Here is a 12,563-nt window from a genome sequence, read left to right as displayed (position 1 = left end):
TCGAAGAACCTTCGAAAAGAGGGTGGTTTCCGCAATAATCCTCGAAAAATAGTTCTCAGGCAAATGCTCTTTGCAAGGACATTTCGCGCGTCCGGTGGTTGGATTTGGGTCATCCATAACGCTCCGCCCAAGCGGACACAAAATGAGAGGAACGCTGAATGCGTGTCGGTTGCCCGAAGGAAATCAAGAATCATGAATATCGTGTCGGCCTGACACCTGCTTCGGTTCGTGAATATGTCGCCCATGGCCATGACGTCTGGGTCGAGACAAAGGCAGGCGCCGGCATCGGTGCCGATGACGCCTCCTATATCGCCGCTGGCGCGAGGATAGCCGCCTCGGCCAAGGATATCTTCGAGAAGTGCGACATGGTCGTGAAGGTCAAGGAGCCGCAGCCCTCGGAATGGGTGCAGCTTCGCGACGGCCAGCTTCTCTATACCTATCTCCACCTCGCGCCCGATCCAGAGCAGACCAAGGGCCTGCTCGCGTCCGGCGTCACCGCGATCGCCTATGAAACCGTTACCGACGAGCGCGGCGGGCTGCCGCTGCTTGCCCCGATGTCTGAAGTCGCGGGACGCCTGTCGATCCAGGCGGGGGCCACGGCGCTTCAAAAGGCAAATGGCGGCCTCGGCATCCTGCTCGGCGGCGTTCCCGGCGTGCTGCCGGCCAAGGTCGCAATCATCGGCGGCGGCGTTGTTGGCCTGCATGCGGCCAAGATGGCAGCCGGCCTGGGCGCCGATGTCAGTATCCTCGACAAGTCGCTGCCGCGCCTGCGCCAGCTCGACGACATTTTCGGCGGGCGCATCCACACGCGTTATTCCAGCATCCAGGCACTGGAGGAAGAGGTCTTCACCGCCGATCTCGTCATCGGCGCCGTGCTCATTCCCGGTGCGGCCGCGCCAAAGCTCGTCACCCGCGAAATGCTGTCGGGCATGAAGAAGGGCTCAGTCATCGTCGATGTGGCGATCGACCAGGGCGGCTGCTTCGAAACCTCCCATGCGACGACGCATTCCGAGCCGACCTACGAGGTCGAAGGCGTGGTGCATTACTGCGTCGCCAACATGCCGGGTGCGGTTCCCGTCACTTCCGCGCATGCGCTGAACAACGCAACGCTGGTCCATGGCCTGGCGCTTGCCGACCGCGGCCTGCGCGCCATCGCTGAGGACAAGCATCTGCGCAACGGTCTCAACGTCCACAGAGGCCGCATCACCAACAAGCCGGTCGCCGACGCGCTGGGTTATGAAGCCCATGCAGCGGAAAGCTTATTGAACGTGGCGTAGTTCGCATCACGCTGCGTTAGATGAAGACGCTGGTCTCGCTGAAGGCCGGCGCCTTTTGCTTGTCGATCCGGCACTGGAAGCAATTGTTGCGCGCCGAGCGCACATGCACGTATGCGATCTCCGGGCGCTGCAGCAGCTCTTCGGCATAACCCGGAATATCCGCGGTGGCGGTGACGGCCCCGGTGCCGTAGACAATGCGATTGCTCTCGCCATAGCCGCGCAGGATAAAGTCCCGGCTCGTCGTCAGCACCGGCGGCAGCTCTTCCTCGGCTTCATAACGCTCGCACCGCTTCTTGTGCAGGAAGATCGGGCCGGTCTCGGCATAGGGCTGCAATTCCGGAAACGGGCGGTAGGCGAAAACAAGAAGCAAGTCGCCGGCATCGATATTCTTCAGGCAATGACGGCAGGGATGCCCTGGTCCATCGGAAACCATCGTTTCCGGCAGATTGTCATAGGCATCGCGCCCGCCGGTCCAAAGGTGTTCGGCATCGGCGGTCGGCATGGCGGAAAAACGGATGGCTGACATGGCAAATCTCCTTCGTGATTGCCATGAAATGCGCTTTTCGAACCGGTGAAACCACCCGATTCCTGCCGGCTCAGCTCTTCCTGGCAATCTCCAGCAGTTCCTTGTCGCTGAGCGGCCGGACGATGCCGGTGCCGGTTGAGACGGGAGAGAAGCCGAACATCTGATAGAGTTGTAGGGCGCGCGGATGGTCGAGGTTGTTGGTCGTCGTCGTGACGCACGTTGGGTTCAGCGTCCAGATCGCGTAGAGCGCCTGCAGCAGGAACCACTTGCCGATGCCGAGGCCGAGCGCATGCTCGATCAGGCCGAAATGGCAAAGTTCGATCGTATCCTCGTCCTCGCAGAAATACTCGTAGAAGCCGGCAGGCGCGCCGTTGACATAGAGCACGCTGATATTGTTGCGCTTGTCGTGCAGGGTTTCCGTAAGCGCCTCGTCGCTCATCCGCAGCCGGTCCACCCATTGCCAGCGGGCGCCGACCTGGCGGTAGAGATAGCGGTAGAACGGCAGCGGAATGCCCGGCGCACGCATGATCGCCGTCTGGATGTTGACCGGCACCGGTAGGCTTGCCTTGGGCGCCGCCGTCATTTCCAGCCGGGTGATATGCGCCGTGAGCGAGGAGGGGGACTTCGCCATGATGCGTCTCAGACCTTGATCGGGTCGGGCGGGCCGGTCACCACCGGGGTGTCGTCGCGACTGCCCCACTCGCTCCACGAGCCGTCGTAAAGCTTGTTGTCGGTATGGCCGATCGATTCGAGCGCCAGCGTGATGATCGCGGCCGTAATCCCCGAGCCGCAGGAGGTAACGACCGGTTTCGAAAGGTCGATCCCGGCACCTTCGATGGTCTGCTTCAGTTCCGGCAGCGATTTGAAACGGCCCTGATTGGCAAAAACGCCGGAGGGCAGGCTGCGGGCGCCGGGCATATGGCCGGAGCGCATGCCGGCCCGCGGCTCCGGCTCAGTGGCGGCGAAACGTCCGGCACTGCGCGCATCGGCGATCTGCAGCGCGCCGCTGGAAACGATGTCTCGCATGGTTTCGAGGGAAACGACACGGCCTGCATCATAATTCGTCTTGAACGTCGTCGGCTTATAGTTCGGGACATCCGTTTTCAGCGGACGGCCCTCCGCCTTCCAGCCGTCAAGTCCGCCGTCGAGAACGAAGACGTTTTTCGCGCCCATGACCCGGAAGAGCCACCAGACGCGCGGCGAGGCGAACATGCCGATACCATCATAGACAACGATACGGTCCGTCTCGCTGATGCCGAGCTTGCCGGCTTCTTCGGCGAAATAATCCGGCGAGGGGATGGTATGCGGCAGCCCGGTGGAATGATCCGCGATCTTGTCTTGGTCGAAGCGGATCGCGTCCGGAATATGGCCACTTGCATATTCGGCGTCCGCGTCGCGATTCTGCGCCGGGAGATAGAAGGAGGCATCCAGCACGCGCAGGTCCGGCTTTCCGAGCTCGCCCTGCAGCCAATCGGCCGAGACGACGAAACGGCTCTTCTCTTCGCTCATTCTGATCTCTCCCTGATTGTCTTAGGCTTCGTTGCCGGGCACGCCGAAGCGGATGCGGAAGCGGCGGTTCTCCTTACCCTTCTTCTCGATCTTGGCAATGTGGACCTGACCGACTTCCTGCGTCTCGGAGACATGTGTGCCGCCGCAGGGCTGGCTGTCAATCGCCGAGTTTTCGCCGATGCAGACGAGACTGACGCGGCCAAGTCCCATCGGCGGGCGCACGTTCTTCGATTTCACGATGCCGGGGTTCGCAGCCAGCTCTTCGTCGGTGATCCACTGGACATAAACCGGATAGTTCTGGGCAACGAGTTCCATCATCTTCGCCGTCACCTCGTCCTTGTCGATCGTCTCGCTCATGTCGAAATCGACGCGGCTCTCGTCCTCGCCAACAGCGGCACCCGTGATCGGATAGGAACAGACAACAGAAAGCAGGTGGCAGGCCGTGTGCATGCGCATCAGCCGGTAACGGCGTGGCCAGTCGACATGTAGGACGAGCCTTTCGCCGATCACCGGCTGCGGCTGGCCCGCAGACGGGACATGGACGACGATATCCTTGGTCGCCCCGTGCTTCGTCGGGTCAAGTTCGATCTTCGAACCGTCGGCGCGCTCGAGAAAGCCGGTATCGCCCGGTTGGCCGCCGGACGCTGCATAAAAGCAGGTCTGATCCAGCTCGATGCCCCCGCCTTCGTGGATGGCGGTGACCACCGCCTCGCATGTCGATAGATAGAAATCGTCACGATAGAGGGCATTGACTGGCATGGGTCTCACGCTGCTGGTTCGTAGGGTATCTGTATGTCCTGCGACGTGGTCAGCCACGTGGGAACGGGCAGGCCCTTTGAGGTCAGGAAATCGGGGTTGAAAAGCTTTGACTGGTAGCGGTTGCCGTAGTCGCAAAGGATCGTCACCACGGTGTGACCCGGGCCAAGATCCTTCGCAAGGCGTACCGCGCCGGCAATATTGATTCCCGTCGAACCGCCGAGGCAGAGCCCTTCGTGTTCGACGAGATCGAAGACATAGGGCAGTGCTTCGGCGTCGGAAATCTGATAGGCTAAATCCGGTGTGAAGCCTTCGAGATTGGCCGTGATGCGGCCCTGGCCGATGCCCTCGGTGATCGAGGAGCCGGAGGATTTCAATTCACCGTTCTTGTAGAACTCGTAAAGTGCCGCCCCCTCAGGATCGGCGATGCCGATCTTGACGTCCTTGCGGAACGCCTTGAGGCCGGCCGCGACGCCCGCAAGCGTGCCTCCCGAGCCGACGGCGCTGACGAAACCGTCGACCTTGCCGTCGGTATCTTTCCAGATTTCCGCGGCCGTGGTCTCGATGTGCGCCTGGCGGTTCGCGACATTGTCGAACTGGTTCGCCCAGATGGCGCCGTTCGGATCGGACTTTGCCAGCTGCTCTGCCAGGCGGCCGGAAACCTTCACATAGTTGTTGGGGTTCTTGTAAGGCACGGCAGGCACTTCGACGAGTTCGGCGCCGAGCAACTTCAGCGCGTCCTTCTTCTCCTGGCTCTGCGTTTCCGGGATGACGATCACCGTGCGGTAGCCGAGCGCGTTGGCGACGACCGCCAGCCCGATGCCGGTATTGCCGGCGGTGCCCTCGACAATCACGCCGCCCGGCCTCAGTAGCCCCTTCTTCTCGGCATCGCGGATGATGTAAAGCGCGGCGCGGTCCTTCACCGACTGGCCGGGGTTCAGGAATTCCGCCTTGCCGAGGATGGTGCAGCCGGTGGCTTCGGATGCGCCCTTGAGCTTGATGAGCGGAGTGTTGCCGATCGCCTCGATGACGGATGGGTGGAAGGTCATGGAATCTGCCTCTGTGGAACTGGTAGTTTAGGAACGGTCTTTTCCCTTCACAAGGCTGGGTTGGCAAGAAATGCTATTCCATGGCCCCGCCTGCGACGATAAAATTAGACTTCCGCTTTCAAAAATCCCCCTTGACTTGCAATTTGCGTCGGGCTGCCCGCTCAAGCACACCAAAACCCTTCGACCGGATCATCGGCGGCCCGATCGGCTGAAATGAGCCACAATAGCATGATAGAGGCATGAATCCGGGAGGCAGCGAGGAACTTCCGGACCTGGTTTTGTGCTGAATCGGCAGTCTGGAGGAAGTCAATCATGCGTGATTTCATCGCCCGTCCCGAACATGGCATCGCCTGGATTTCCGGCGCGAATTCAGGCATCGGGCGGGCATTGGCGCTGAAACTGGCAGGCGAGGGATACAAAGTCGCCGTCACCGCGGGCAATCATGAAGAGCTGGCCGAACTTCAGACCGAAGCAAGCGGCCTTTCCGGCAGCATCGTCGTTCTCGATGGCGACGTGACCGATCCCGAGGATATGGAGCATGTGCTCGCCTCGATCGAATACGAGCACGGCGCGCTCGCCCTGGCGATCTTCAATACCGGAATTTACCAGCCAGTGCATGCCGAGGAATTGAACCGCGCGGATTTCGAGAAAAGCTTCGCCGTCAACCTCTGCGGTGTCGTCAATTGCCTCCTGCCTGCGATCCGGCACATGAAGGCCAAGGGGCAGGGGCAGATCGCCATCGTCTCTTCCGCCGCCGGCTATGGCGGCCTGCCCACGAGCGCGGCCTATGGCGCCACCGAGGCGGCGCTGATCAACATGGCCGAAAGCCTGAAATTCGATCTCGACAAGATGGGCATCCGCATCCAGATCATCTGCCCCGGCTTTGCCGATATCCCGGCAGCGCGCGAGAACAGCTTCCCGATGCCACCGCTCGTGTCGCCAGCGGAAGCCGCCGAACAGATTGCGGCAGGCCTCAAGTCCAATCGCTTTGAAGTCAGTTTTCCGAAGCGCTTCACCTATATGCTGAAACTCCTCCGGCTGATGCCCTACGGCCTCTACTTCCGGCTGGTGAATCGTTCTGCCCGCTGGTGGAAGCATCCGCCCCCTTCGTCCGGCCACCATCCGGCGACACCGCATCCTGCGGAGTGATTGGGGTAACGTGTCTCAGTGCAGCCTGCGGCCAAGGAAGACGATCCGGCTCACGAAGAACCGGCTCATTCAATTGATCGGTTGATACTGATGAAATCTGGCTCCCCGAGCCGAACGAAACTGCGAACTTTGCGTCGTCGATTCCCCGCTATTCTCCTACTACGCCGGATTTGATGCCGCGGATGCGCAAACGAGACCGTGAACGCTGCTATCGCGGCGGCCGCGTAAACAACGCCCGAAAGAGCTCCTCCGAGCGCTGGAGGCCTTCATCCGTCAAGATCAATGACTTCGTTTTGCTCGCCGGATCGCCGATCGGGCCCTTCTTGAACAATCGATCTGTTGCATTCCAGTCAAAACCCTTCACGCCCGACGTCCGTCATGCAGCGTCAGCCATAGTAGTGCCAGGACAGCGTCGTCGATCTTGTCCTCATCGATATCCATGACCCAATGATAGCATGCCCGCGACCCAATATCTTGCGGCCGTCAGCGTATGCGTACTAAGGAGATGGCTTTTCCGCTGTGGCGCCGAAATATCGATGGCCAATGATATCGGACAGACCCTGAGATGGGCCCCTACCGGTAATCATCACGATCGCCTCTGGACGATGATGCCCCTTCCAACCTGTCCAGCATTTGCAAGAGAAGGTCGGCGCAGACCTTTGTCGGTTCGTCATCGGCACACTTGATGTCGATTTCAACGTCTCCATCCTGGATATGAAAATGCGCGGCCTTTGATGGGGGAGGAGGCGGCGGACGGTCACGCATTCGTCCCCTGCGCCAACCAAGACGAGGACGATTCTCATCTGAGGGAGCTGCTTGCTGACCGGGCGGAGTGGATTCAGGCGCCGCTGTTGCGTTGTCTGGCGGCCGCGGCGTGTCGGTGGGCTGCTGGGCAAAGCTTGCGCCGGCAGTCAATGTCAAGGTAACGGCTGCAATGAAAAGGATGGGTTTCATGACTGATCCTCGGATTTCGCACGTGAAGGAACGCGTCGCACCGAGGTTGGTTGCAACGATACTTTTAAGGGCTAAATGACGAGCGCTGATGACGATGTATCGGCAGGCCGCCGGCGCGAATGCCGGCGGCCGTTAAGATTATGCGATGCAGTTCTCGGGTAATGTAGGCCGATAGAAGCGTCCCCTTGGCGTTCGACATAGCTTGAGGCGCTTCAAACCAGCCGGCGTAGGGAGCGAGAGGATGGCCGATATAAAGTCCTGAGTTCTTCGCCACGTTTGTGAAGGCCGTGCGAGATATATTCCTGCACAAAATCGGAGCCAACAGCAGGAGTTTAACCATCAACAGGAAATAAGTAGTAGGAATAAAATGAGGAGCCGGTTCAATCAAGAACCGACTCCTGCAATAGCATCAACCACTTAGGTTGGAAATCTGGCTCCCCGGGCCGGATTCGAACCGGCGACCTGTCGATTAACAGTCGAATGCTCTACCGCTGAGCTACCAGGGATCACCGCTTGGCGCGGCGTGAGTGGGCTAATACAAATGCTTGTTCGATTTGCCAAGCAGTTTTTTCAAAAAAATGACATCCGCTTGCATTTGCGTCGTTTGTCCCCATCTCCTGTGCATGACTGACGGGAAAGACAATAGCATAAACCCGCGCGAAAAGCGCTTCGGCATCAATCATACAACGGGAAAGCTCGTTCTCGGTTCCCTGCACATCCCTCTGCCGCGCTCGCGGATTGCCCGCGTGTTCATAGGCGTCCTGCTGATCTTCTGCGGTATCCTAGGCTTTCTGCCTGTTCTCGGCTTCTGGATGATACCGCTCGGCTTCATCGTTCTTTCGCACGACCTGCCGTTCGCCCGCAGATGGCGCCGCCGATTCTCCATCTGGTGGCACAGACGGAACACGTCCGCAGGCTGATGGAGCAGCCAAGGAAAAGAGCGTATGAAGAAAGGTTCGGAACACCGTTCAGAAGTTGTCGGGGACTTTTTTCAGAAATGGCCTCTTGCGATTTTTCTAGGATGGTTCTAAACGCTCGCCACGGTTCGATTACTGGAACCTGTGAGGCCTCGTGGCGGAGTGGTGACGCAGAGGACTGCAAATCCAATAAAATCAATGACCGTTCTGAATAAGAGCCGTCATATCGGGCCTTTTTCTCTTTTTTACTGACATTGTTTTCATTCATAATTTTCGGCTGTTCAGAATGGCGGAAACGCTTTTTCGTGGCTTCCAGGACGCGCTTTTCCGTCTCTTTCGCATAGCCACGATGGGCCGCCGCAGTCTTGTGCTTTGAGAGCGCTCGACCCTGTCCCTCGGGCCGCTCTCACCGCGGCCGCCGCCAATTCCCCACGCCCTTTCTCGATCGCGCCATTGGCGAAGGCATAGACAGCCTCGCGATCCACATGGCCCTTGGTGTTTTTCTTCCGTCGCTTACCCACATGCCGAACTTGAGGCGGTCACCGTACTGCTCGATGTGACTGGCGTAATCGTTCGGCGCGAAACGTTGAAGGACAGGCAGCACCGGAACAGGCGGGGGAACGATGCATGAAATTCGCAACCAATACGGCGATGGCCATCTCTTCGTTCTCCGGTGCATCAAGCAGACAAACAACAACCGCGACGAGCTTTGGAGCGAGACGATCGGCGCAATCTCCGATATCCTCATCCACCGTCAGGATTGGGCATTAGACCGCCCCTCAGAGGTCTTGGAAGCTTTCGACACTATCCCCCTTGGTATCTTGCGCGGAAAGGCCGTAGCGCGCCGTCCGTGGCCAGTACGCGCAACTCTCCGAACCTACATCTACGATCGATTGGAGAGCATTCTCGATGAACCAGAACAGCGCCTTGCGGTTTGAAGACCTGACGGAAAGTGCGGCACAGATCGCCGACGCCGCTGAGCCCGGGCTCCCGGAACTGGTGAAACGCTTGGAGAGGGCAAACCGTCGGCGCGAACGCAAGCGTCAGGCGGCATAGGATAACCCCGCGAGAAGGGGCTGGGGATGGGTTCGAGGGTCGCTACCTCGATCGCTATGATCCGGCCCCGCCGGGGGTCGGAATACGAGGGGAAGCCGCTGTGCCCCGACTTTGTGGAGCGCCGGGGCATGCAACCGGCGCCAGCGGCCGAGCCGGGAGGGTAGCCCGGCACCAAGCTTCAGCCAAGCAATGGCGATGTGAACCCGAGCGCCCGCGTGGGTCGGACCCTGCCCTTGTGAAACGCGGAGACAGTCGCATTTCTACCTACTGTATGCATCGCGTCTCTAGATCGCTTTGACATAACGCGCAGGAAGCGTTTGCATGCCACAGCCGAGCGGCAACGCGAGCACGAACCCTACTTAGCAGGGTTCGTATTCCAGATATCCCGATGCAGTCGCCATTCGCCGTCGTCGCCCTTCTTCCATACGACAATGTATTTGCCGATTTCTTCGCTGGTCTTGCCGTCCTTGCCGGGAATCTTGATAGAGTAGGTGCCCTCCTCATACGCGAGATTGCCACTCTCCTCGACCTGCGCCGATTTCAGTGTCAAATCGGTCAATCCGGCATCAATCCAGGTCTGCCACATCTTCTGAACGCTTTCGCGGCCGGCGACCCGGTTCTCGTTGGGAGGAAACGCTACTGCGTCTTCGGTATAGTGTTGACCCAGGCCTTTCGCATCCTTAGCGGCAAACTTGTCGACGAAGTCGGCATTGTTCGCCTCTATGCTTGATTGGGCTGTCTGGGCACCGGCAGGTTCACCAGCGCCGATAACGAGTGCGATGAAACAAAAAGACGCTAGAAAGTAGCGCATCGAAGTCCTCCCTTGGGCGATTCCGGCACTTGTTCCTGGCCTATGGGCACAACCTTATACCGGCAGCCTCTTCAGAGCAAACAACGCTGCGCGGTTAACATACTGGTGGCGCTGATCTTCGCTGTCACCACGCTCCCGGTATGGTGGCCCGCCGCCTAATCCTTTCGTGAACGGAGCGGGAACTCCGACTTGTCCACCGGCGACAAGACCATGATCTGGGGAGCATTGCCCCAAGGTATATTGCCTAAGGGGTTTCATCAGCTAACGGCCGGCCCCGCCATCGCGCGGGGCTTTTCCATTTCTGGCTTATCACCTGCGATTGACCGAGGGCGTGCGGAAGGGATGGGGGCTTCGGCTCGGGCGCGAAATTCGAGCTTGTTGCTGCGGCTCTGGAACAACAGGCTCTTCCGGCGTGTTTATAGCATCGGAATGTAGCCGGCGAGGTTCTGCATGCGTGTTTTGAGGGACAATGGGCTGACGATACTGCTCTTCATCCTTACATTGATGACAGTCGTCGGCATGATGCTGACGGGATGGAGAGTGTACAACCATGAGCTGGTCGAACATGGGACCAGGCAAATCCCGATCACCGCTTATGCGGCATCTGGTCACTTTCTTTCGTCTCTCTTTGAGAATTGGGAGAGCGAGTTCCTCCAGATGTCCGCATACGTCATGCTGACTGCCGTGCTGTTTCAGCGGGGATCAGCTGAATCGAAGGACCCGGATGAGCCGGCTTCGCAGGATCAAGATCCAGCTGGCAAGTGCGGTAATCCACATGCGCCTTGGCCGATCCGCGTTGGCGGACTGGCCGGATTGCTTTACTCGTACTCACTGGGCATCGCCCTTGCCGGTCTTTTTATATTCAGCTTTGCCCTGCACCTGCGATATAGTGCAGATGCCGCGAACGCCGAGGCTATCAGGCATGGTCAAGAAACGGTGGCCATGCTTGATCACCTTGCAAGCGCGCAGTTCTGGTTCGAATCATTCCAGAATTGGCAGTCTGAATTTCTATCGACCGGCGTGCTCGTCGTGCTTTCTATCTTTCTGCGTTTCAAAGGTTCGCCGGAGTCGAAACCGGTTGCAGCTCCTCACGGTGATACAGGAGCCTGAGCGCAAGCGCCGCCCCGATTGCCAAACAAATAGGCCCGCTGGGCGTTTATCATCTGATTGCCCATGTGGCATTTAGGGCACCGGTGTACGTTAGTCGCCGGTAGCATTTAGCTCGGGTTAGCAGAGTGGCTGATATCGTCATCGATGAGGCAAAGTTTAGGGAGCGGACGCCGTTCGCCCGATCAGGCCCTGCATATCGCTTGCAAGGCTCTGTGGCTCGGCTGCCTGGTCGTGTCCGCCGTGCTCTCATCTGGGCAATCTATCTCAGTCTGGTGGCACTGATCTTCGTCATGGGTTCGCTGCCGATGTGGTGGCAGCTATGACTCCCAGTGCAGAACGTGCGGTCCTCACGTTGCTCTGTGCTGTTGCTGCCGCGTGTCTCATCTATGCGGTGTCGTCCATCTGGTAAAAAATTCATATCGCGAAATGCGAAGGCGCCAGCGATCAAGAGAAATGATTTTACTTACTCGTCATAGAAAGATTGCGCGACTGCCAAACGACTCTTAGCTGCTCTTTGATGTCCTCCTCGGTGCGATGGGTAAAGTGCTCTGCCAGCACGGCGGCAAGTTCTTCATCGTCTTGGTTCATACATCGTCCTCCAAAGGTTAGCCCGAGCCAGTCCTGAAAACGAACGGCATGAGAGGCGTTTCATTATTCTGGATGAATCCGGCTTACGTCGCGGAGGAATATAGTTGACTGCTTGGCTCTGGCGGGTCTTCCACCCAATGTCGTGACTTCCTCTGTGAGGATATAGCCGACACTCTGAAGTGTGTTTGCCAAATCGGCCATCGAACGATTGTCTTCGATCGTGAGATGTCCGACCTGTTCAACCGGGCGCCTCAAATAGACAGCGTATCTAGCCATGCGCGTTTCCTTTTGGGTTGCATCAGAAGATGACGATGAACGCATACGAGTCGCAAGTGCAGATCAGCAATATCTTTTTGCCTGCCGTGATTGCATTGACGCTTTGCACATTGTTCGACTTCTCCACAGGCGGACTAGCGAACGAGAACTACTCCAATATTGGCAAACGCCCTTAGCGCGCGTTCTCTGTCGAGCTTCATCATGGCGTTTGCGATGTCGTCAAAGTCGCTGGGATGGATCGCCAATTGAATGTGCCACGGTCGGCCCAAGCGATCTTCATGGCCTTCGACCTTCTCGATTTCGACGGCCATGATCTTAGGCCGTTGGAATTCACCGCGCGACGGCATCTCCTGGGAGGGGCTGATCAAGAGCAGGGATGATGTCATCCGGCTTTCGGAGGAGATCGAGGCAGACGGAGACCGGCTGTATTTTGCTGCCTGCGATCACGGCCTTGAAGGCATCATCGCGAAAGACCGTGAGAGCCCGTATCGCTCCGGCCGGCGTGGCGACTGGCAGAAGATCAAATGCATCCAAAGCGACGGCTTTGCGATCGTCGGCTATGAGCATTCCTTTGTTGCGCGTGCC

Annotated in this window: 18 protein-coding genes, 1 tRNA gene and 2 pseudogenes; 8 read left to right on the top strand and 13 right to left on the bottom strand. The window is 58.7% G+C overall.

Going from position 1 to position 12,563, the window contains the following annotated elements:
- Window positions 1-158 precede the first annotated feature (158 nt).
- On the top strand, window positions 159-1,277 hold the full coding sequence (gene ald, locus A3C3_RS0130295; protein ID WP_022718320.1) for an alanine dehydrogenase: 1,119 nt from the start codon (window positions 159-161) through the stop codon (window positions 1,275-1,277).
- Between the two features lie 16 nt (window positions 1,278-1,293).
- Here the strand turns inward: ald and A3C3_RS0130290 are convergent, their stop codons facing one another.
- The 5 genes from A3C3_RS0130290 to A3C3_RS0130270 form a co-directional block, all read right to left on the bottom strand.
- Window positions 1,294-1,803: a DUF1203 domain-containing protein gene (locus tag A3C3_RS0130290; protein ID WP_022718319.1), complete on the bottom strand. Its 510-nt coding sequence runs from the start codon at window positions 1,801-1,803 to the stop codon at window positions 1,294-1,296.
- Window positions 1,804-1,873: 70 nt separating this feature from the next.
- On the bottom strand, window positions 1,874-2,434 hold the full coding sequence (locus tag A3C3_RS0130285; RefSeq protein WP_028740134.1) for a GNAT family N-acetyltransferase: 561 nt from the start codon (window positions 2,432-2,434) through the stop codon (window positions 1,874-1,876).
- An 8-nt stretch (window positions 2,435-2,442) separates the two neighbouring features.
- On the bottom strand, window positions 2,443-3,312 hold the full coding sequence (gene sseA / locus A3C3_RS0130280; RefSeq protein ID WP_028740133.1) for a 3-mercaptopyruvate sulfurtransferase: 870 nt from the start codon (window positions 3,310-3,312) through the stop codon (window positions 2,443-2,445).
- 21 nt (window positions 3,313-3,333) lie between these two features.
- The gene (locus tag A3C3_RS0130275; RefSeq protein WP_022718318.1) at window positions 3,334-4,071 is read right to left on the bottom strand and encodes an alanyl-tRNA editing protein; all 738 of its coding nucleotides are present in this window, start codon (window positions 4,069-4,071) and stop codon (window positions 3,334-3,336) included.
- A 5-nt stretch (window positions 4,072-4,076) separates the two neighbouring features.
- Entirely contained in the window at window positions 4,077-5,117 is a 1,041-nt protein-coding gene (locus A3C3_RS0130270) for a cysteine synthase A (RefSeq protein WP_022718317.1), read from the bottom strand.
- Window positions 5,118-5,429: 312 nt separating this feature from the next.
- Here A3C3_RS0130270 and A3C3_RS0130260 point away from each other — a divergent pair, with 312 nt between their 5' ends.
- Window positions 5,430-6,266, top strand: coding sequence for an SDR family NAD(P)-dependent oxidoreductase (locus A3C3_RS0130260; RefSeq protein WP_022718315.1), 837 nt, complete (start codon window positions 5,430-5,432; stop codon window positions 6,264-6,266).
- A gap of 208 nt (window positions 6,267-6,474) precedes the next feature.
- Here A3C3_RS0130260 and A3C3_RS47400 read toward each other — a convergent pair.
- The 5 genes and pseudogenes from A3C3_RS47400 to A3C3_RS46270 form a co-directional block, all read right to left on the bottom strand.
- A pseudogene (locus A3C3_RS47400) lies at window positions 6,475-6,707 on the bottom strand (DUF6429 family protein).
- 132 nt (window positions 6,708-6,839) lie between these two features.
- A complete protein-coding gene (locus tag A3C3_RS44105; RefSeq protein ID WP_084797071.1) occupies window positions 6,840-7,220 on the bottom strand; it encodes a hypothetical protein in 381 nt (126 codons plus the stop codon).
- A 64-nt stretch (window positions 7,221-7,284) separates the two neighbouring features.
- The gene (locus A3C3_RS45585) at window positions 7,285-7,608 is read right to left on the bottom strand and encodes a hypothetical protein (protein ID WP_145611859.1); all 324 of its coding nucleotides are present in this window, start codon (window positions 7,606-7,608) and stop codon (window positions 7,285-7,287) included.
- Between the two features lie 43 nt (window positions 7,609-7,651).
- Window positions 7,652-7,726 (bottom strand) — tRNA-Asn (locus A3C3_RS0130240).
- Complete coding sequence (locus A3C3_RS46270) at window positions 7,727-7,903, bottom strand: hypothetical protein (protein ID WP_167521935.1); 177 nt, start codon at window positions 7,901-7,903, stop codon at window positions 7,727-7,729.
- Between A3C3_RS46270 and A3C3_RS0130235 the strand changes: the two genes are divergently transcribed.
- The 3 genes from A3C3_RS0130235 (at window position 7,844) to A3C3_RS45580 (ending at window position 9,193) form a co-directional block, all read left to right on the top strand.
- A complete protein-coding gene (locus A3C3_RS0130235) occupies window positions 7,844-8,140 on the top strand; it encodes a hypothetical protein (RefSeq protein ID WP_022718312.1) in 297 nt (98 codons plus the stop codon). The genes A3C3_RS46270 and A3C3_RS0130235 overlap by 60 nt on opposite strands.
- Window positions 8,141-8,760: 620 nt before the next feature.
- The gene (locus A3C3_RS39625) at window positions 8,761-9,075 is read left to right on the top strand and encodes a hypothetical protein (protein ID WP_022718311.1); all 315 of its coding nucleotides are present in this window, start codon (window positions 8,761-8,763) and stop codon (window positions 9,073-9,075) included.
- Entirely contained in the window at window positions 9,047-9,193 is a 147-nt protein-coding gene (locus tag A3C3_RS45580) for a hypothetical protein (RefSeq protein WP_022718310.1), read from the top strand. The genes A3C3_RS39625 and A3C3_RS45580 overlap by 29 nt, the downstream gene beginning before the upstream one ends.
- 355 nt (window positions 9,194-9,548) lie before the next feature.
- On the opposite strand, the gene A3C3_RS0130215 is transcribed toward A3C3_RS45580, so the two are convergent.
- Complete coding sequence (locus tag A3C3_RS0130215) at window positions 9,549-10,004, bottom strand: YybH family protein (RefSeq protein WP_022718309.1); 456 nt, start codon at window positions 10,002-10,004, stop codon at window positions 9,549-9,551.
- 450 nt (window positions 10,005-10,454) lie between these two features.
- Here A3C3_RS0130215 and A3C3_RS0130210 point away from each other — a divergent pair, with 450 nt between their 5' ends.
- Both A3C3_RS0130210 and A3C3_RS45575 read left to right on the top strand, forming a co-directional pair.
- Complete coding sequence (locus tag A3C3_RS0130210) at window positions 10,455-11,114, top strand: DUF6766 family protein (RefSeq protein ID WP_022718308.1); 660 nt, start codon at window positions 10,455-10,457, stop codon at window positions 11,112-11,114.
- 125 nt (window positions 11,115-11,239) lie between these two features.
- The gene (locus A3C3_RS45575) at window positions 11,240-11,437 is read left to right on the top strand and encodes a hypothetical protein (protein WP_145611858.1); all 198 of its coding nucleotides are present in this window, start codon (window positions 11,240-11,242) and stop codon (window positions 11,435-11,437) included.
- 136 nt (window positions 11,438-11,573) lie between these two features.
- Here the strand turns inward: A3C3_RS45575 and A3C3_RS48010 are convergent, their stop codons facing one another.
- The gene (locus A3C3_RS48010; protein ID WP_022718307.1) at window positions 11,574-11,702 is read right to left on the bottom strand and encodes a hypothetical protein; all 129 of its coding nucleotides are present in this window, start codon (window positions 11,700-11,702) and stop codon (window positions 11,574-11,576) included.
- Between the two features lie 410 nt (window positions 11,703-12,112).
- Window positions 12,113-12,289: a hypothetical protein gene (locus A3C3_RS46265; RefSeq protein WP_022718304.1), complete on the bottom strand. Its 177-nt coding sequence runs from the start codon at window positions 12,287-12,289 to the stop codon at window positions 12,113-12,115.
- Here A3C3_RS46265 and A3C3_RS39620 point away from each other — a divergent pair.
- A pseudogene (locus tag A3C3_RS39620) lies at window positions 12,239-12,563 on the top strand (ATP-dependent DNA ligase); the annotation flags it as partial. The gene A3C3_RS46265 and the pseudogene A3C3_RS39620 overlap by 51 nt on opposite strands.

The sequence above is a fragment of the Rhizobium mongolense USDA 1844 genome, from assembly GCF_000419765.1.
Lineage (GTDB): Bacteria > Pseudomonadota > Alphaproteobacteria > Rhizobiales > Rhizobiaceae > Rhizobium > Rhizobium mongolense.
This window is presented reverse-complemented; position numbering and strand designations above follow the sequence as displayed.